Source organism: Leptospira bouyouniensis, assembly GCF_004769525.1.
GTDB classification, from domain to species: Bacteria; Spirochaetota; Leptospiria; order Leptospirales; family Leptospiraceae; genus Leptospira_A; species Leptospira_A bouyouniensis.
The window spans coordinates 304639-323387 of sequence record NZ_RQFT01000012.1 but is presented as its reverse complement, the minus strand read 5'-3'; the positions used below and the strand labels follow the sequence as shown (position 1 = coordinate 323387).

Annotated in this window: 17 protein-coding genes and 1 tRNA gene; 11 read left to right on the top strand and 7 right to left on the bottom strand. The window is 38.3% G+C overall.

Translation table 11 applies throughout. The features are described from left to right. The first annotated feature begins 123 nt into the window (after positions 1-123). The 7 genes from fusA (at position 124) to prmC (ending at position 6914) form a co-directional block, all read left to right on the top strand. Positions 124-2244 (top strand): elongation factor G, encoded by a 2121-nt coding sequence (gene fusA, locus EHQ43_RS15710; protein WP_135741520.1) that lies wholly within the window; start codon positions 124-126, stop codon positions 2242-2244. Between the two features lie 128 nt (positions 2245-2372). Beyond that, a complete protein-coding gene (locus EHQ43_RS15705) occupies positions 2373-2999 on the top strand; it encodes an LIC_10271 family cell wall hydrolase (protein WP_425269658.1) in 627 nt (208 codons plus the stop codon). After that, positions 2996-4225 (top strand): amidohydrolase family protein, encoded by a 1230-nt coding sequence (locus EHQ43_RS15700; protein ID WP_135771679.1) that lies wholly within the window; start codon positions 2996-2998, stop codon positions 4223-4225. The genes EHQ43_RS15705 and EHQ43_RS15700 overlap by 4 nt, the downstream gene beginning before the upstream one ends. A gap of 25 nt (positions 4226-4250) precedes the next feature. Further along, positions 4251-5303: a tetratricopeptide repeat protein gene (locus tag EHQ43_RS15695; RefSeq protein WP_135742439.1), complete on the top strand. Its 1053-nt coding sequence runs from the start codon at positions 4251-4253 to the stop codon at positions 5301-5303. A gap of 11 nt (positions 5304-5314) precedes the next feature. Continuing rightward, positions 5315-5947 carry a Crp/Fnr family transcriptional regulator gene (locus EHQ43_RS15690; RefSeq protein ID WP_035983956.1) on the top strand — a complete coding sequence of 211 codons (633 nt, stop codon included), beginning with the start codon at positions 5315-5317 and terminating at the stop codon, positions 5945-5947. Further along, positions 5948-6020, top strand: a tRNA-Arg gene (locus EHQ43_RS15685). Between the two features lie 6 nt (positions 6021-6026). Then, the gene (prmC, locus tag EHQ43_RS15680) at positions 6027-6914 is read left to right on the top strand and encodes a peptide chain release factor N(5)-glutamine methyltransferase (protein WP_135741517.1); all 888 of its coding nucleotides are present in this window, start codon (positions 6027-6029) and stop codon (positions 6912-6914) included. On the opposite strand, the gene EHQ43_RS15675 is transcribed toward prmC, so the two are convergent. Beyond that, entirely contained in the window at positions 6862-7320 is a 459-nt protein-coding gene (locus tag EHQ43_RS15675; protein ID WP_135771678.1) for a MarR family winged helix-turn-helix transcriptional regulator, read from the bottom strand. The two genes, prmC and EHQ43_RS15675, sit on opposite strands and share 53 nt — an antisense overlap. 130 nt (positions 7321-7450) lie before the next feature. Between EHQ43_RS15675 and EHQ43_RS15670 the strand changes: the two genes are divergently transcribed. Then, entirely contained in the window at positions 7451-8305 is an 855-nt protein-coding gene (locus EHQ43_RS15670; protein ID WP_135771677.1) for an alpha/beta fold hydrolase, read from the top strand. Positions 8306-8459: 154 nt separating this feature from the next. Here the strand turns inward: EHQ43_RS15670 and EHQ43_RS15665 are convergent, their stop codons facing one another. Both EHQ43_RS15665 and EHQ43_RS15660 read right to left on the bottom strand, forming a co-directional pair. Further along, a complete protein-coding gene (locus EHQ43_RS15665) occupies positions 8460-9443 on the bottom strand; it encodes a malate dehydrogenase (RefSeq protein WP_135771676.1) in 984 nt (327 codons plus the stop codon). A gap of 31 nt (positions 9444-9474) precedes the next feature. Then, the gene (locus EHQ43_RS15660; protein ID WP_135771675.1) at positions 9475-10524 is read right to left on the bottom strand and encodes a DsbA family protein; all 1050 of its coding nucleotides are present in this window, start codon (positions 10522-10524) and stop codon (positions 9475-9477) included. 163 nt (positions 10525-10687) lie between these two features. Here EHQ43_RS15660 and EHQ43_RS15655 point away from each other — a divergent pair, with 163 nt between their 5' ends. Continuing rightward, on the top strand, positions 10688-11005 hold the full coding sequence (locus tag EHQ43_RS15655) for a hypothetical protein (protein ID WP_135741512.1): 318 nt from the start codon (positions 10688-10690) through the stop codon (positions 11003-11005). Positions 11006-11007: 2 nt separating this feature from the next. Next, positions 11008-11646 (top strand): hypothetical protein, encoded by a 639-nt coding sequence (locus EHQ43_RS15650; protein ID WP_135741511.1) that lies wholly within the window; start codon positions 11008-11010, stop codon positions 11644-11646. Positions 11647-11723: 77 nt separating this feature from the next. Here EHQ43_RS15650 and thrB read toward each other — a convergent pair whose 3' ends face one another. The 3 genes from thrB to EHQ43_RS15635 all read right to left on the bottom strand — a co-directional run bounded on the left by thrB (position 11724) and on the right by EHQ43_RS15635 (position 15531). Further along, positions 11724-12677 (bottom strand): homoserine kinase, encoded by a 954-nt coding sequence (gene thrB, locus EHQ43_RS15645; RefSeq protein ID WP_135771674.1) that lies wholly within the window; start codon positions 12675-12677, stop codon positions 11724-11726. A 34-nt stretch (positions 12678-12711) separates the two neighbouring features. After that, a complete protein-coding gene (locus EHQ43_RS15640) occupies positions 12712-14283 on the bottom strand; it encodes a phytoene desaturase family protein (protein ID WP_135771673.1) in 1572 nt (523 codons plus the stop codon). 63 nt (positions 14284-14346) lie between these two features. Further along, a complete protein-coding gene (locus EHQ43_RS15635; RefSeq protein WP_135741508.1) occupies positions 14347-15531 on the bottom strand; it encodes an acyl-CoA dehydrogenase family protein in 1185 nt (394 codons plus the stop codon). Between the two features lie 376 nt (positions 15532-15907). Between EHQ43_RS15635 and EHQ43_RS15630 the strand changes: the two genes are divergently transcribed. Continuing rightward, entirely contained in the window at positions 15908-17380 is a 1473-nt protein-coding gene (locus EHQ43_RS15630; protein WP_135771672.1) for an HD domain-containing phosphohydrolase, read from the top strand. Here the strand turns inward: EHQ43_RS15630 and EHQ43_RS15625 are convergent, their stop codons facing one another. Next, positions 17381-18733: an adenylate/guanylate cyclase domain-containing protein gene (locus EHQ43_RS15625; RefSeq protein WP_208731126.1), complete on the bottom strand. Its 1353-nt coding sequence runs from the start codon at positions 18731-18733 to the stop codon at positions 17381-17383. Positions 18734-18749 lie beyond the last annotated feature (16 nt).

Here is an 18749-nt window from a genome sequence, read left to right as displayed (position 1 = left end):
TCCCTATTCTCTACTTTCTCCAGGATTTTCCCTCTAACCAAAAATCCCAAGTACTTTACAAACGCAGTCCATTTCAGATTTTGGTAGAATCAATTCAACTTTAACCTTATTTTTGAGGAAAATATGACCTCTGCGACGCAAGCAACCAAACGTGATCCAAAATTGGAAAGAATCCGTAACATCGGGATTTCCGCACACATTGACTCAGGGAAAACAACCCTTACAGAACGTATTTTATTTTATACGAACAAAATCCATGCCATCCATGAAGTACGTGGAAAAGACGGTGTGGGTGCCACGATGGACAGTATGGACCTCGAAAGAGAAAGAGGGATCACAATCCAATCAGCGGCTACCTATGCCACTTGGAAAGACATCACGATCAACATCATCGATACTCCGGGCCACGTTGACTTCACAATTGAAGTAGAACGTTCCCTCCGTGTCCTTGACTCGGCCATTATGGTTCTTTGTGGTGTGGCGGGAGTTCAATCTCAGTCCATCACTGTTGACCGTCAGATGAAACGTTACAACGTTCCCCGTGTTGCCTTTATCAACAAACTCGACAGAACAGGTGCAAACCCATGGAGAGTGATCGACCAACTCCGTGAAAAACTCCACCTCAATGCACATGCTGTACAACTTCCTATTGGTTTAGAAAACGACCTCAAAGGGATCGTTGACCTCGTGGAAATGAAGGCATATTATTTTGAAGGTCCAAACGGACAAGACATCAAAATCACTGATATTCCAGATGAGTTAAAAGACCAAGCAAACGAAAAACGCGAAGCTCTCCTTGATGCAGTATCACTTTTTAGTGACGAACTCACAGAAGAGATGTTAGAAGGAACTCCATCTGAGGCACGCATCAAAGAAGCGATCCGCCGTGGTGTGCTCGCACTTAAATTTGTTCCTGTATTTATGGGTTCAGCCTTCAAAAACAAAGGTGTCCAAAGACTTCTCGATGGTGTAGCAGATTACCTCGCTTCTCCATACGATGTTGAGAACACAGCGAAAGAAATCGGAAACGAAGAAAACGAACTTATTTTGGATTCAGATCCAGAAAAACCATTAGTTTGTCTCGCATTCAAACTTGAAGACGGTCGTTACGGTCAGTTAACATATGTTCGCGTTTACCAAGGTAGACTTGAAAAAGGGATGACGATCTACAACTCATCTAACAACAAACGCCACAACATTGGACGTCTTGTTCGTATGCACTCAAACGAAATGGAAGATATTTCGAAAGCAGAAGCGGGTGACATCGTTGCTCTTTTTGGTATCGATTGTGCTTCTGGGGATACATTCACCGATGGAAAAACAAAACTCACAATGGAGTCTATGTTTGTTCCAAACCCAGTGATCTCTCTTACCATTGAATGTAAAGAATCAAAACAACTTCCTAACCTTGCAAAGGCTCTTAACCGTTTCACAAAAGAAGACCCAACCTTCCAAACAGAAATCGATAAAGAGTCTGGACAAACCATCATCAAAGGGATGGGAGAACTCCACCTCGAAGTATACATCGAACGGATGAAACGTGAGTATGGTGTGGATCTTGTGACTGGTGCACCTCAGGTAGCTTACCGTGAAACGATCACTAAGTCTGCAGAATTTGATTACACTCATAAAAAACAAACGGGTGGTCAAGGTCAGTTCTCTCGTGTGGCGGGTTACATCGAACCAATCCCACAAGAAGAAGGCAAAGATTACGAATTCGTAGATAAAATCGTGGGTGGTTCTATCCCTCGCGAATACATTGGTTCTTGTGATAAGGGTTTTCGTTCTTGTTTAGAAAGAGGATCTCTCATTGGATTCCCTATCATCGGAGTTCGTTGTGTGATCAATGACGGTGCTTACCATGATGTGGATTCATCCGATATGGCATTCCAAATTGGTGCTCGATACGGTTTCCGCCAAGGATTCGCAAAAGCAGCTCCGATCATCCTTGAGCCGATCATGCGTGTGGAAGTAGAAGGACCAACAGAATTCCAGGGAGCCATCCTAGCATCTGTCAACCAAAGACGTGGTATGATCTTAAACACAACAGAAGAGAATGGTTATGCTAAAATTGAAGCAGAAGTCCCTCTTGCTGATATGTTTGGATACTCTACAGTACTTCGTTCATCTACCCAAGGAAAAGCTGAGTTTGCAATGGAATTCTCCAAGTATGCTCCTGTTCCTAGAAACGTGGCAGAAGAATTGATGAAAAAATACAAAGTCAATAACAAAGAAGAAGATTAAAACTTCGGTTTTGAATCAGATTGATTTTGGAAAAGGCGGGTTCTCCCGCCTTTTTTATTGCCCTCTCCCTTTTTCTGGTCGATACTTGCCTTAGGGAATTTATGCAAAAACTTGGATTGTTCAGTCTGATGTATTTGGTATTGGTTTTTCTCCCACTCATCGCAAAACAAAATGCCAAGTCCAGTCCCAAACCAAACCAAGGATCAACATATCGTGTTGTAAAGGGTGATTCATGGTATGGGATATCTAGAAAATTGAATGTTTCTCCTGAAACCTTAGCGAAGTTAAATGGTAGGACGATTCAGGAAAATTTGTATGAAAATGAAAAATTACAAATCCCAAAAGATAAAGAAATTAAATCCCTTTCGTCTGACACTAAATTAAAAGAAAAGATTTTATACCCTCTAGTGAAAAAAGAAAAAATCCAAAAGAAATTTTCAGAGCTCACTTATGATCCTTACAAAGGAATTCAATTCCAAAGAGGAACTTCTTCTTTGGTCCTTGCTAGCCTTTCTGGCAAAGTAGTACATGTAGATTACATGGACGGTTACGAAAATTTTGTGATTCTTGAACATGAGAATGGACTTTATTCTATTTATGGAAATTTGGAAAGGATACAAGTCACAGAAGGCCAACAAGTGAAAGTGAAAGATCGATTGGGAATTCTTTCCAAAGACAAAGGTCTGTATTTTCAAATCAACCAAAACAAATCCAATCTCAATCCTGAACTTGTTTTAAAAAGAGGATATGAATGACTCGTCCCATTCTTTTACAATCCGCATCCATGTACCAAAATGGAAAATTGGAAACAAAGGACCTTCTTTTTTCAGGTGAAAAAATCACAAAGATCGAAGACTCCATACCAACAAACCAAGACGTGTTCACACTTTCCTTAAAAGGAAAAAAACTTTATCCCGGTTTTATCAATTCCCATGACCATTTGTTAGCGAGTTATTTGCCGAAAGTGGGTGGAACTGAAAAACATCTCTCCTGGTTATCTTATGATAATTTGTACAAAAGTTCAGGTGTGTTTGCAGAACGCCAACAAATAGATCCTGAAATTTTATACTACTTGGGTGCTTATAAAAACCTATTTGCAGGTGTCACTTCTGTATTCGATCATATTCCTCATTTTGTACAAAACCCATTCCGTGGGATTTTACCAGTGAAATTAATTTCAGATTATACCTTAGCTCACTCTGTAGGGAATTATAGTTTGGATTGGGGAGAAGGTCCTGCTTTAGAATACAGAATGGCAGAACATGCAAATTTACCTTTTGTCACACATTTAGCAGAAGGGATCGATGATGATTCAAGACAGTCTTTACGTTACTTAGAAAAAATGGATGCATTAGGCGCACATTCTGTACTTGTTCATTGTTTACCATTTGGTCCCAAAGAGGCTGATAAAATCGCTGAAAAAGGTGCTTCTGTTGTTTGGTGCCCTACTTCCAACCTACATATTTTTGGTAAAACTACCAACATCAAACTCTTTTTAGAAAGAGGAGTTAACGTTTGTTTGGGGACAGATTCTTCTCCTAGTGGGTCAGGGCATTTATTAGAAGAATTAAGAACAGCTAAATCCATTTATTTTGGTTTGTATGGGGAAGAACTGCCTGATGAAAGTTTACTCAAAATGATCACTGAAAATCCGAGAAAGGCATTTCGTTTGGGCAATCCAAATGCATTAATGCCTGGACTTAATTGTGATTTTGTTGTTGTGAATGATGAGAAAAAGAACATCGAACTAAATGTATCTGAATTACAATGGAAACACATTGATTTAGTTGTAATTGATGGTTATCCCATTTATGGATCGAGTGAATTTTTGTCACTCTTCCAAGAGTTTGGATTGAGTACAGAAGAATTTTCAATTGATGGGAAAAACATGTTGGTTGCTGGTTCTCCAAAAAAACTCATGAAACAAGTTTCCGACAGTGTCGGTTATAAAAAGAGTTTGGCTTTTTTACCTAATTTTTGAAAATGAAGCGCAAGCGAGGCAAGAGTTGTCAGGTCCTATAGTTCGTAATTACAAAGGTGGTTCCATTGTCTACTTTGAGAAAGACAAAGCTGAGGATATCTTTGTACTACAAAAAGGCAGAGTTGTACTAACTTACACGAACATCAATGGTGTGGAACTCAAAGAGGATGTCAAACTTGGTGAGTTTTTTGGTGTGAAGAGTGCTATAGGTCGTTACCCGAGAGAGGAAACAGCACAAGTCATAGGGGCTGCTACGGTTCTTGTCTTTAAAGTGCCTGAATTTGAAAAATTCGTCTCAGACAAAACCCATCTCATCATCAAAATGCTCAAAGTGTTCTCAAGCCAACTTCGGCAAGTCCACAGACAAGTTAGGGAAATCCTCGGTCAAGGGGAAGCAAAGAACCCTGCCTTCGAATTGATGAACGTCGCAGAAGTATTTTATAAAAATGGTAACTTTGATCATGCTGCCTATGCATTTGAGAAATACATCCAACATTATCCGGACGGAATGTACATTGACCGGGCCAAACAACTTATCGATTTAGCGCGTAAAAAAACTCCATTCCCTCTCACCATACAAGAGTTAGTTTATAAACCGGAGCCTGGAGCTCAATCAGGTAAATTACAAGAGATGTTAAAAACGATGGCAGTACCTGCTTCGAACACAACATCCAGCGTGGATCCAAATTCGATCCTCTCACAATATGACAAAGCTTCTACTTTGATGAATGCAGGAAAATATGCGGAAGCCATCGATATGTTCAAAACCGTTTCGGAGAGAACCGATTCTGTCACCCAAGAAGAAGAACAATTTGTAGAGAACTCCCTTTTCTACATGGGAAAATCCAGTTTCAAAGCCAAAGATTACCCTGGTGCTATTTCTCATTTTTCCAATTTTATCAAACGTTACCCAAAAGGACTTTTACTCAAAGAAAATCTCTACCACTTAGCACTTTGCACAGAAGCATCCGGTGATAAAGAAAAAGCAAAACAATTGTTCCAAAAAGTAACCCAAATGCCTCCTCTGGATGACAGCATTTCCGAAGATGCCAAATCCAAACTCAAAGGAGGTAGATAGTGAACGACCAAATGTTAGAAGCAATGTTTGGGAAATTTGGTAAGGTATTCCAACCAAACGAAGTTTTATTTTGTGAATATGAACCAGGAAACGATTTTTACCTCATCAAAGAGGGGAAGGTCAAAATCACAAAAACAATTGGAACGAGTATTAAAACCTTAGATGTTCTAGAAGCTGGGGATATATTAGGTGAGATGGCAATTCTAGAAGAACAACCTAGGTCTGCTACCGCCATTGCGGTTACAGAAGTCAAAGCTCTCAATTTCAACCGTGCCAATTTTGAGATGCTCATGACCAAAAACCCTGCACTTGCAATGAAATTATTGCATATCTTTTCATTTCGAATTTATGACCAAAAAAGGCGCCTCATGATCCTTCTAATGGATGATATCATTGGTAAGGTTTGTGACGTCTTTGTTATGTTATACGAAAAGCAGTATAATAATGATGTTTATAACGAAATCATACTCTCTGCTACTGTGGATGATATTGCCAATTGGTGTGCCCAACCTGTGGGTGAAGTCCAAAAGGTCCTCATGCAATATGTAAAAACAGGCAAACTTGACCTCTACCCAGATAAAATTGTTATTCACAATATCTCCGATTTCCAAAGGATAGTGAATCAGAAACGTAAACCTACGTAAGCTCCCATAGCTCAGGTGGATAGAGCACTAGTTTCCTAAACTGGGGACACAGGTTCGAATCCTGTTGGGGGCAAAGATTATGGCGGAACAACCAGGAACCCTACTTTATTACTTAAAACGATCGACTGAATTTCTCGAGAAAAAAGAAATTCCGAACCCTCGTGTCGATGCAGAATGGATTCTCGCTGATCTTTTGAATCTCCCTCGCATCAAACTCTATTCTCAATTTGAAATGCCTCTTTCACAAAAAGAAATTGATTTGTATAGAGAAAGAATTGTTGAACGAAGCAAACGAAAACCAGTCGCCTACATTACAGGGAAAAAAGGATTCCACCAATTTGAATACTTGGTTTCTGAAAATGTACTGATCCCAAGGCCCGAAACAGAAGAATTAGTGGATTATCTTTATAAACAAAGAGAAACACTAGCGAATGAATTTCCGAATGGTTTAGAGATTTGGGATTTATGTTCCGGGAGTGGTTGTATTGGTCTTAGTTTATCACTACTACTAAAACCAAATCTTGTGGTGTTATCGGATATATCCGAAAAAGCAATCGAAACCAGTAAATCTAATGCAGAAAAATACAATCTAACAAACGTTAAGTTTTATGTTTCGAGTTTGGACGAAACACTCCCAAGTGAAATGCAATTTGATGTCATTGTTTCAAATCCACCCTATATCCCTGAATCAGAAAAAAAAGACATTATGCCCGATGTTTTGGATTATGAACCTCATTTAGCCTTATTTGTCTCCGATATTGTTTCCTTCCATCGTGATCTATTTAACTCTGTAAAACAAAGATTAAAACCTGGTGGTTGGTTTTTAATGGAAACCCATCCAAATTACATACAGGAATTAGAAACACTCGCCGTATCTCTAGGTTTTGTGTCAACGAATCGAATCTTAGATAGTTCTAAGAAAGAACGTTTTTTGTTTCTGAAAACTGAATCGAAGTCTGAATCTTAAACAAAATCATAAACAATTCTTTTTCATTTCCCTCATTCAAATATTGTTTAAAAACTTGGTCGGCCGCTATGACAACTGGGATCCCTTTATCCCAAATGGATTTACCTTTTAACGTAAGTTTAATGACAAAAATTCTTTTATCATCAGGTGACTGATACCGTTTCACCCATCCTTTTTTTACCCAACCATCTACTAACCGTGATACGGTGGTTTTGTCTTTTGCTAACATTTCACTCAAATGTTTCTGATTGATATTCTCCTTTGATTGTAAGGGTAGGAGTTGAATCCAATCTTCAAATTTCATCCCAACTTTTTTTGTTTCAAACAAATCTGACAGATACTTCCTCATGAGAAGTAAAGTTTGGCTAAAATGAATTCCAAGTAACGAAGAAATCTCGAACATCATTCTAGTTAAAATTTTATTCTTTTTTTGGCAAGTTTTTTAGTTGCAGAATACAACCATATTGTTGCATATTACAACTATATTAGTAACTTCAAAAGACGAAGTGATTTAAAAAAGAAAACGAGGGAATGTTATGGAATGGACGTACCGAACTATCGAAAGGCATGGATTTTCCTTTCTTATCGCAAAAAACAATTCGGAGGGACCACATCTTTATTGGTTTGGAAGTGCCCTCTATTACCCAAGGGTGATCCCCGAAACATTGGCTAAAGAATTTAAAATTACAATTGTCGACCATAGAGGGTTTGCCAAACGCAATCAGGCAACGACTGAAAGTGAATCCACCTATGATTTGGAAACTGTACTCGATGATTTTTTCTTTTTCCAAAATCATCTACAAATCCCAGCCAGCTTTGTTCTTGGTCATTCAGGACACGGTTATATGGCTCTGGCTTATGCTAAAAAATACCCACAACTTGTGACAAAACTGATACTAGTCGCAACGGGCCCAAGTCATGGTGTCCCTTTACAAGAGAGGGAAATATACTTTGAAAGGTTAGCGAGCGAAGAACGGAAAGAAAAACATAAATCACTCCAATCTTTGTTTCAAAAACAAATCAATTCTTATCCAGATGGACTCGAAGATTTTTTTAATTTTTATTGTGTGAGCCAAGATGCTTTAGGCTTTTATGATTTATCTTTTGATTCTACGCTTTTTTGGCAAGGAGTGAAAACTAACAAACTCGCGTTTGACTATTTGTTTGGCAAAGTGTTTGCTGAGATCAAAGTAGAAAACTACTTACCATTCATAAAACAACCGATCCAACTCATTTTAGGAAAGTATGATTTCCAAGTCGCTCCTCATTACACTTGGGATTCTATTTTGGAAAATTTTCCACAAGTGAAACGAACCGTCTTAGACCACTGCGGCCATTTGCCATTTTTGGAAGACCCAAACAATTTTACCAAAACAATCCAGTTGGAATAAAGGATAGTTTTTCTATTATTGCTATGCATTCAGCGAGAATCTATTTCGAGAGAACCAATAAAAAAACCCACTGAAACAATATGTTCCAAGTGGGTTTTGCATCGAAAAATCATTTCCCTAAAGTGATCAATCTTTAGAGAAGATGTTTCTTGGATTAACCTAACATGTCTTTGACTTCATTTCTCTCTTCTTTTAATTCATTATGAGTGATGTCAAATTTTTCCTTTCCAAATGCGTTAATTTCAAGACCTGTTACGATCTCTACTTTTTTTCCATCCGATTTGAGTGGGTATCCAAAGATAAGACCTTTGTCTACACCATACTCACCATTGGAATTGCTTGCAGCGCTGAACCAATCTCCAGGTTTTGTAGGAGTCACAATGTTACGCACTGTATCCACAACAGCGTTCGCAGCGGATGCTGCCGAAGATGCCCCTCTTGCTGCAATGATAGCAGCACCACGTTTTTGTACTGTGGAGATAAAATCACCTTTTAACCACGCTTCGTCACTGATTAGATCCGTTGCTGGTTTTCCTTTGATTTTTGCATTGTAAAAGTCAGGGTATTGAGTCGCAGAGTGGTTTCCCCAAATGGCTACATTGGAAACATCTTTTACAAGAACTCCCGCCTTTTGTGCTAATTGAGTTTTCGCACGGTTTTCATCAAGACCAGTCATTGCAAACCATCTGTCAGCCGGAACACCTTTCGCATTGTTCATTGCAATGAGTGCGTTTGTGTTACAAGGGTTACCCACAACGAGAACCCTTACATCACTTGCTGCATTTTTTTCAATCGCTTTCCCTTGTGTTGTAAAAATTCCACCATTGATTTTGAGAAGATCTCCCCTTTCCATACCCGCTTTTCGAGGAACAGATCCTACAAGAAGAGCCCAGTTGATGTCACGAAACGCCTCATCAATGTTTGATGATACTGAAACTTTTTCAAGTAATGGAAATGCACAATCGTCCAATTCCATAATAACACCTTTTGCAGCAGGGAGTGCTTGTTCAAGTTCCAATAATTGGAGTTCTACTGCAGTGTCAGGTCCAAACATTTGTCCTGAAGCGATACGAAATAAGAGTGCGTATCCGATTTGTCCGGCAGCACCAGTTACAGCAACTTTTACTTTTTTGCTCATATAATTTTTCCTTTTTATTTATAATCTATATTTATTGTTTCAGTTCTTTTTGGATGATCTCATCGAAGTTTTCAAAAGGTAATGCACCTGATACAAAGATTCCATTGATAAAAAATGCAGGTGTACCACTCACACCTACCTTTTGGCCATCTTGGATATCGGCTTCGATTTCGTTTTTCAATTTGGCTTGGTCTTTCATACACGATGAGAATTTGTCTTTTGAAACTCCAGCTTTTAGAACCAATGTATCTACATTTGATTTGCTTAGGTTCCCACTGTTTTCAAATAATACATTAAAAACATCCCAATACTTGCCATCTTCAATGGAACAATTAGCAGCCATATGTGCATACATTGCATCCTGGTGGAAAGGGAGAGGAAAATCTCGGAATACCCAACGAATTTGACCTTTGTATTTTTCACGGAGTTGGCTGTTTACATCTTGGCTTCGTTTGCAGAATGGGCATTCGAAATCAGAAAATTCTATCACAGTAATTTTAGCATCTTTTGGACCAATACTTGGATTGTTTTTTTCATCCACAGTCACACGGATTGCTTCTGGTTCTTTAATTAAAAATTCAACAGGGTATTTTGAAATGATTTCTCTATACTTGCTTCTGCTATGTTCTTGTTCTTGTTGGTTTTTTAAAAAACCAACAATTTTGTCTCTAGTTTCGGGAAGTGACTTTCCACCTAACTGAGCTTTGTTAGATAAATATACATTTAATATTTCTTCTTCAGACGGTTCTCTTAAGACAAATCCTTCATTTAAAACTTCGGAAGGTTTAATATTTTTATCTTTGGCAACTAACTCAAATAATTTGTCTTGAGCAAATTCTCCAAACGTATTTTTGAGAAGTGATTTGTATTCGGATTGGAATTTTGAATAAGCAATCGGAGATGAGTCTTTCACATCACTGAGGTCATATTTTTTACCTCCGATGCTCACTGCATCCCGAGTGATGAATTCTTTCACAAAGGAAGGAACACTGACAAAAAAAAGCACGGCAAAGACCAAATTGGTCCCTATGAAGATTTTAGAGATGGGGTTGGCCATCCACGATTTAAAATTATTTTCCATCTCTGCCAGCTTCCCGCCCATAAAGCGGGCAATCAAACCGAAAAATCCCAAAAAAATATTCCATTTTCACTAAAGCCAACGCACAAAAGACCGAAAATCTGAGGGAGGGAAAAGGAAAGTTTTTTCTTCAATTTTCGATCCTGAACACGGAGGTTTGGGAACTATGAATACAATTAATATCCAAGGGAATCCCGGCCTATCCATTCCCCCTACTATGCCCACGCAAACGGGAAAACAGTCGGAGGAAGGAAAGGAATCTTTCCCTAAAAAAACAAACAAAGAAGAGGCACCAAACGTCGTTAAATCAAAATCCGAACTAAAGGTGAAACCAGAGGATTTGGTCCTAAAACCAACACCTGCCTCACTTGAAGAAAAATTGAACCAAATCATTTCTCCAGAAGAAGTGAAGGACCTTCTTTCTCTTGTGACAAGGACTCCTCTTTCGGATTCTAAAAACCATAAGGTTGATACGAAAAGGTAAGTTTGTTTTTAAGCATTGCCATCTTAGATAGTTTTGTCCTAGTCCTCAGTGGGGTGTTAACACTCTCTATTTTGGGACTAGGATTTGTTGTGTACAACCAATTCATCCATCCTATCTTTTTGCGAAAAGAATCGGATCGTTTTATCCCTGTCCAAACTGGCGATAAATATGATTTAGTCGTAGATGAACTGTCTCGATTTGCCAGTTTTCATGTAGGTTGCAAAACAGGACAACTAGCAACCCGATGTAATGCAATCACAGAAGACCATCTCATCTTTCAGTTGAAAAAAAGTAGAGATAGCGAAGATTATACGATTACCGTTTTAAAAAATGGTCCAAGTTTTTACAAACCGCCTAGAATGGAACATTATGGCAAAATGGAATCCAAAGAAACATTTGACTCCTATGAAATCATTGGTCACCCAGCGGAATTTCGTATCTCAGACAAAATTACCAAAGATCGTATGGTGAACTTTATCGAAATATCACTCACCTCTTCCTTTTATTTCAATCGGTCAGGAAAGGAAAGGATGAAGTTTACATTTGAAGTGGGAAAAATCCAACCAGGAATCAATCGTAAGGTTCGATTCCGTGGTGATGTATATGGATTTGGTAAAGAAGAAGGGGCAGAAGAAGACTAATCAAATCTTTGAAATTATTGAGTTAAATCGACTTCATTAACGAAACAAAAAATTTAGAAACAATCCCTTGTTAGTTTTTATTTGGTTTGGATACGTACGCCAACTCCATCTGGTTTCACACGGCGTAACGAAAATCGAATCCCTGCATCTCCCATAATCTTCGTTACCGTTTCAAACAATTCTTTTTGTTTTGAACTCACTGTTTTTCGTTCCAAAAAGATGAGTAAACTTGGGCCCGATCCAGACAAACAATACCCAATGCTATCTTGTTTCAATGTATCTGCTAATGGAAAAAGAGGTGAAGTGCTCGGAATTCTATAAGGCGTGTGCATTTTATCTTCTAATCCGACTAAAAGATCACCAAACCTACGTTTGTCTAAAAAATGCATCCATGCACCAATCCGGGAAAGGTTAAATATAACATCTGAAGTCACGTAGGACTTTGGTAGAGTTTTTCTGGATTCCTCAGTAGACACAAAAAATTCTGGAGTGAGGACAAAAATGGCTACTGAAGATGGGAATTTTTTACGAAAGAAACGTAGTTTTTCACCAAACGTAGAATAAGCGAAGACAAACCCTCCAAGATAGGCAGGCAATGTATTATCTGGGTGTCCTTCAAACTCAGCTAAAAATTGTGTGAATATTGGTTCAGTTGGAAGTGACACTACATCCAATCGTTTGTGAACTTCTCTTGCCAAACATAACCCTGCAACAATTGCAGAAGCACTAGAACCAAGCCCACCTTTCAATGGTAAGGAAAGCGTCATTTTACAATGGTAAGGTGGAGGAGTAATATTTGGTGCAAATTTTGCAAAATAAGATTTATAAGACTGTTCAACCAAATCTTCCTTTTTTGAAAAAGGTAAAGTTTGCCCATTTTTTAACTCAGTTTTTGTTTCTGTGATTTCTTTCGAAAATTGGAATTCAAATTCATTATGTAAGTCAAGGGCAAGACCCATAAGGTCAAAACCGGGTCCTAAATTGGCGGAAGTGCCTGGTACTTTGATATGAATCTTTGGTAAGCGAACCATCGTTTCGCCCAGGCTCTAAGATTCGGCTTCAAAATCAACCTCTCTTTCTTGTGTAGAATTGATCTACGGCATTGAGACCACCAAGCACTACAGCTGGGATCCCCTGTCCAGGATACACTGTATCTCCTGTTAACAGGAGACTTGGATCTTCCGATCGATTGGAAAACATGCGAAAGGGATTAAAAAAATAAGATGTTGGAATTCCTCCCACTCTTCCCCACTTGCGACCAGTCCATGTTTGCCATGTAACAGGTGTTGCAGAATGGTAGAATTGAAGATTTTCTCGTAAAAACCAAGGGAATCTTTTTTCTAATTCAGAAAGGAGAATGGATTCAATCTCCTGCTTCTTTTTAGGATAGTCGTTATTTCGGACCCAAAGTTCTGGGTTGTGTATGTGGGTAGAGAGTGAGAGAATCCGGATTTGGTCCTTTGACCTAGAGGGATCTTTTGGATGTGACAAAGAAACAAAGACAGATGTACCACCTCCATAAGGCAAAGCCCTTTCTAAATGGATTTGGTGGTGGAGGCATTCACTTACAGAAGATTCATTTTTCTCGTTGATTTTGATCGCTATTCCCATCGTAAACGCACCCCAAATCCCTTTTTCCATTCTCTTTGTTTTCTCATTCAATCGAGGAAGGTTGTCTGTGAGTTCTGCTAAATTCCAAATTGGTAGGTTTGATACAAGAATGGGTGCTCTGAATACAGAGTGGTCTCGATTTTTAGCCGTCACTTCCCAATAAAAAGATTGAGTTGAGTCATGAAATCCATCACCACCAATCGCTTGTGAGTTGGCAGACTCATTTTGATTCACGTAACTCTTTTTAGTAATTTTTTTGACTTCTTGTTTTGTGGAAAATTCTCCATCCCATTCCTTCAAACGTTGAATCATTGTGTTGGAGAGTTCCACCATCCCTCCAGATACAATATAGTTTTGTAAATTGGGATACGTGAGTCCTGCTGCTGCCATTAGAAACGGTGCATTCCGAGAAATGGTTTGGTTTGTGATCAGGAGTTGTTCATCTAAAAATTGATTCCAATTTTTGTTCTGGGACAAACATAAACATACTAGTACAAATCGTACGGAAACAAACGAAAATAGAAAAATAAGTAGGTCAGATGGTCGAAACACTAATAATGTTTTCCATACGTCACCAATATTACGAAAAGGAAACCATTTGTAACGGGCGGATAGATTCCAAAGTTGATCTGCGACAAAAAAACATAATTTCCAAAATATCTTCATTCGCAGTCCGCCACCAAATACTCGTAACGATTCTTTGATCCATAAATTTCTATCTTTAAACCTTTCGATTTCAGATCCATTCATATGGACAAACATTGGTTTTTCTAATGGAATGAGAGGGAACTTAAGTCCGAATTCTTTTGTTAGTCTATCGAGAGGGAGTCCTTTTTCAAATCCAACAAGTGTCGTGGCACCCGATTCAAATAAAAAACCTTTTTTCCAAAAACTAGAGGCGCAACCTCCAGGAGAAATACTTTTTTCAAGGACCAAAACACGTTTGCCTTTTTTGGCAAAGGCCAAGGCAGCACTTAAGCCCCCCAAGCCAGAACCAAGGACAATGACATCCCATTCTTTTTCCATCTATCCAGTAGACTGGAATCAAAAATCGAATGGGAAAAAGTTTTTTTAAATCAGTTTGTTAGTTCACTCAGACCAAAGTTTTTTTAAGTCACTCGCAATGTTTTTTTGCATCGCTTCGTTTGTTCCACCACCAATACTTAGGAGGATTGCATCTCTGTGAAGTCTTTCGACAGGATATTCACGGCAATAACCATAACCACCTAATACTTGTATCGCGTTTCTCGAAACTCGCTCAGCCATCTGAGTAGCAACAAGTTTTGCGGAGGCTGCTCCAAGTGAATTTCTGACATCTGGTCCTAGTTCACTTGCCACTTGGTAAACAAGGGCTCTTGCTGCTTGGTAATCTGCATAAGATTCAGCTACCAATCTTTGGATTTGTCCAAACTCCATTAGTTTTTTACCGAAAGCTTCCCTGTGGCGAACCGTGTAATCACACATAATATCAACACAACGACGAGCAATCCCTAACGATTGTGCAGCAAGAGTCACTCGTTCGATTTCTAAATTACGCATCATATGTGTGATGGCACCGTTTTCTTCTCCAAGTAAGTTTTCTTCTGGGACTTCCATATCTTCGAAGACTAGTTGAGTGGTAGGCGAGGAACGCATTCCCATTTTTTCTTCTTTTTTACCTACCGAAAAACCTTTGTAAGACGACTCGATCACGAATGATGTCATTTTTTTGGCGTTTTTATCCAACTTTGTATACAATACAAATACTTGTCCCACGGAACCATTTGTGATGTATTGTTTCACACCATTGATGATATAACGGTCACCCTTTTTCACTGCTTGCGTTGACATACCCAAAACATCAGTCCCTGCACCAGGTTCTGTCATTCCCATCCCACCAATCCATTCCCCTGTGATGACTTTACTCAGATAACGACTTCGTTGGGATGCATTGGAACTATAAAAGAAATTATTCACAAACAAAACTTCGTGAGCTAAATAAGACAAAGTAAATCCAGGATCAAAACGACTCATCTCTTCATGAATGATCACCGATGCAAGTGGATCAAGTCCATGCCCGCCATCTTCTTCTGGAACAGTGATTCCAAAAATTCCAAGTTCGGAACCTAGGCGTTTGAATAACATATGATTAAATGATTCTGTTTCATCATTTTCTTTTGCTTGTTCGTCTAGCTCACGTTCGGCAAAGGAAGCAACGGATTGCCTTAAGCTTAAGTGATCTTCAGTTGGATTAAATAAATCAAAAGATGATTTTTTTGTCGTAACGATACTCATGAAGAAGATTTTTTCGTACTTTTCCTGAACCTGTAAACGAAAAAATCAGAGGAAAATGCAATCGTTTCCATCATTTTGTTTCAAAAACGAACGTAATATTAAAGACTCAATCTCGCAAAAAGAATCACCTTCTAGTAGATAAACTAACTTTAATTAGCAGATGTATCGAACCTGACACATCTTTTATATACTTATTACAATTCACTAACGAAAGGAAACATCCACTACTTCATCTTAGTATTACTACTTACGGAAATTCCCTAAAGAATAAAAAGATATAACAAAACTAAGGAATGAATTTACAATTAATATAAGATAAACCATCATCGCATAAACATTCAGAAATTTTCTTCTAATTGAATGAGTGTAGATTCCAATGAGCATAAACGATACAAATATAGTACCTAGAGATAAGCTCGCCAAATTTGAGTTAACCGAAGAATCATTAAATAGTTTCCGTAAAAATCAAAACATACCTCTCGACTTATATAATAAAGACGGTCAAATTTTAATTCATAAAAAAAGAAATCCAACGGAAGCTGATTTTGGAAAACTATTGAAGTTTGAAATGCAAGGGGTTTACTTTCTCATTTCCGAACTTAAAAAAACAAAACCAAATGGCTCTGAAAAACCTTATTTAGAGCCAGGAAGAACGACAAAATTATTTGATATAGAAAAAACAGCAAGGTTTGCCAAACAATCTCAGGCGCTCATTGAAGATTTAAGAAAAACTTCCTTTTCCTCTGACCAAGCAGTCTTTGTTCAAAACTCAGTGAACGAACTTCTCACAGACTTTACAAGTAACCCTGATTTTGAACTTGGGATCTTTAATATTTTGGAAATCTTAAGTGTAGCAGGAGTTTCTGTTGAATCAGAACTGATGACCAAAAGAACTGTTGTCGCCATGGGAATGAAAGTTCGAACACGTAAGATTGTCAATGAAGGTAAGGAAGAATCTAATAAAAAAGACCACTTAAGCCTTATGATGGCAAGTTACCTAATGGATGTTGGATACTCAAGACTTGAGGTCAAACAAGCTCCCAAACTGACCAAGGAAGAGTATGCCGTTGTCCAACAACACCCCATCATCAGTTACCTCATGACACTGCCAGCACCGGAAGTGGAATCACATGTGAGAACTTTGATTTTAAACCACCACAGGCCTTACCGCGGTAATGGTGTGAATAACAATTTCCCAGACCCTCGTTCCCTTTTCACCAAACTCATGTCAGTTCGTGATAAATACAATAAAGAAGTGGGAAAAGAAAGGATAACACAAGACATCGAACTCCAACTCCATTTACAAGAGAACAATGTCACTACTTCAAGTTTCGAAGAAGACATTGCAATTTTATCTCTTGCAAGTGAATATGCATCTCTTACCTCAAACCAACCTTGGCGGCCCGCATTTAAATCATCAACAGCTCTCAAAATGATTTTAAATGATTCGTTTTTTTCTTATAGCAATAAGAACATACGACACTTACTAGATTATGTTGGAAGTTCTCTCACGAATAATGAAAACATCATTAATTTTGGAGATTTTGTCATCACTGCATCAGTTGATTCTGAAAAACGTGCACATTTTGATATTTGCCTTGTCCTTGATGTAGGTCGTTACCAAACAAGACCAAAACTCCAAAGAATTTGTAGCATCAATCCAATCTTCCAAAAAGGAATCAAATTCAAAATAGCAGATTTTGATTTAAAAAGCATCAAAATCGATAGAAGAAAAGCGATTATGGATTTGGCATTACAAGCAGGGACTACGCGTGTGATTTATACCATTGATCCAGAGTTAAACCCTGCCTTACATGAAGCGGTCTATAAACTCAATCTAAACATCTAATTAAAAATGATTTTGTATTGCATATAGATTAATTTTTTGTTCTCTACCTGGTAACAAAATCCCTTCGTTTTTTACCCACTCACTTGGGTTTCCAATTTCATTCCAAACCAATTCTGAGATAATGAGAGGAGATCCAATTTGTTTGCAAGCTGATTCAATCCTTGAGGCTGTGTTCACAGTATCACCTATCACTGTATATTCCATTCTTTCTTCGGAACCGATACTCCCACAAAATACTTCGCCTGTATGGATTCCAATGCCTATTCGGATTTCCACTTGACCGATAGATTTTCTCTCTTCGTTCCAAGTTTTTAGCTCCTCTAACATTGATTTTGCGGCATTCACTGCATTCATGGAATCTTCACCTGGAATTATCGAAGGGAGTGGTGTTCCAAAGGTTACCATGACGGCATCACCAATGAATTTATCTAAACTGCCTTTGTTTTGGAATATGACTCGCACCATGCGCCTTCGGAATTCCGTTAAAAAAATTGATAACTCTTCTGGATCGAGTAGTTCAGAAAACTGAGTGAACCCACGAATATCACTAAAAAGGACTGTGACTTTTTGGCGTTTTCCTCTACCAAGCACTTCTGGGTCCGACACAATTTCAGAAACCAAGTCAGGCGAAAAATAACGAGAGAGTGTGGTTTTTTGGGTTTCTGAAGCTGCAAATTTTAGTAACATCCTTAAGCTACGAAAAATAGCGTAGGAGATGGCAAATGCTAAAATCAAATAAATCACTGGTTTGGAAACCAAAGCATCTGAGAGAATGATCTCATCACCTAACACATAACTATACCAGTCTAAACTTGCAATCGCATCTGGATCATGTAAGGCCAAAACAATAAACGAATAATAGCTGATTAAAAAACAAACAAATGAAAAAACAACTAGTGAAAATCGGTATTGGAACAAACACAAAGAAAGAGGGAGTAAATAAAAAACCATCAGTGGAGTTTTGACCAAAAAATTCGGATTCCCATGGCCTTTGATCCAATACCAATTGAGGATTGTCATCGTAATGAGCACATTATCCACAAAAAGGCTGATGTAGTCATACTTTGTTTTCCATCTGCTATCTTTTTGTTTCAGAATATGCAAATGTACAAATGTATTCAAAAAATACATACCAATGGCGATATAATTGACCAAATAACCCCAAATGGTATCAATATTGCTCAGATTCGCAGTCGCACTTGCAAGGAGAGCAATCCCAATCACATACCGAAACCGAACCGCAAATAAAGCACCCATGGCTTCTTCTTCCGTCAGAAGATCAGACATATACCTTGGGAATTGGTCACGGATACAATATACGGAATAGATGGCGTTACGAATGGAGCGAAACATTGGCATACAGTTTCCT

Coding starts and splice junctions, on each gene's coding strand:
- EHQ43_RS15700 (WP_135771679.1), top strand. CDS start 2,996: ATGACTCGTCCCATTCTTTTACAATCCGCATCCATGTACCAAAATGGA.
- EHQ43_RS15665 (WP_135771676.1), bottom strand. CDS start 9,443: ATGAGCAAAAAAGTAAAAGTTGCTGTAACTGGTGCTGCCGGACAAATC.
- EHQ43_RS15655 (WP_135741512.1), top strand. CDS start 10,688: ATGAATACAATTAATATCCAAGGGAATCCCGGCCTATCCATTCCCCCT.
- EHQ43_RS15705 (WP_425269658.1), top strand. CDS start 2,373: ATGTATTTGGTATTGGTTTTTCTCCCACTCATCGCAAAACAAAATGCC.
- prmC (WP_135741517.1), top strand. CDS start 6,027: ATGGCGGAACAACCAGGAACCCTACTTTATTACTTAAAACGATCGACT.
- thrB (WP_135771674.1), bottom strand. CDS start 12,677: ATGGTTCGCTTACCAAAGATTCATATCAAAGTACCAGGCACTTCCGCC.
- EHQ43_RS15690 (WP_035983956.1), top strand. CDS start 5,315: ATGTTAGAAGCAATGTTTGGGAAATTTGGTAAGGTATTCCAACCAAAC.
- EHQ43_RS15635 (WP_135741508.1), bottom strand. CDS start 15,531: ATGAGTATCGTTACGACAAAAAAATCATCTTTTGATTTATTTAATCCA.
- EHQ43_RS15660 (WP_135771675.1), bottom strand. CDS start 10,524: ATGGAAAATAATTTTAAATCGTGGATGGCCAACCCCATCTCTAAAATC.
- EHQ43_RS15625 (WP_208731126.1), bottom strand. CDS start 18,733: ATGTTTCGCTCCATTCGTAACGCCATCTATTCCGTATATTGTATCCGT.
- fusA (WP_135741520.1), top strand. CDS start 124: ATGACCTCTGCGACGCAAGCAACCAAACGTGATCCAAAATTGGAAAGA.
- EHQ43_RS15675 (WP_135771678.1), bottom strand. CDS start 7,320: ATGATGTTCGAGATTTCTTCGTTACTTGGAATTCATTTTAGCCAAACT.
- EHQ43_RS15630 (WP_135771672.1), top strand. CDS start 15,908: ATGAGCATAAACGATACAAATATAGTACCTAGAGATAAGCTCGCCAAA.
- EHQ43_RS15670 (WP_135771677.1), top strand. CDS start 7,451: ATGGAATGGACGTACCGAACTATCGAAAGGCATGGATTTTCCTTTCTT.
- EHQ43_RS15640 (WP_135771673.1), bottom strand. CDS start 14,283: ATGGAAAAAGAATGGGATGTCATTGTCCTTGGTTCTGGCTTGGGGGGC.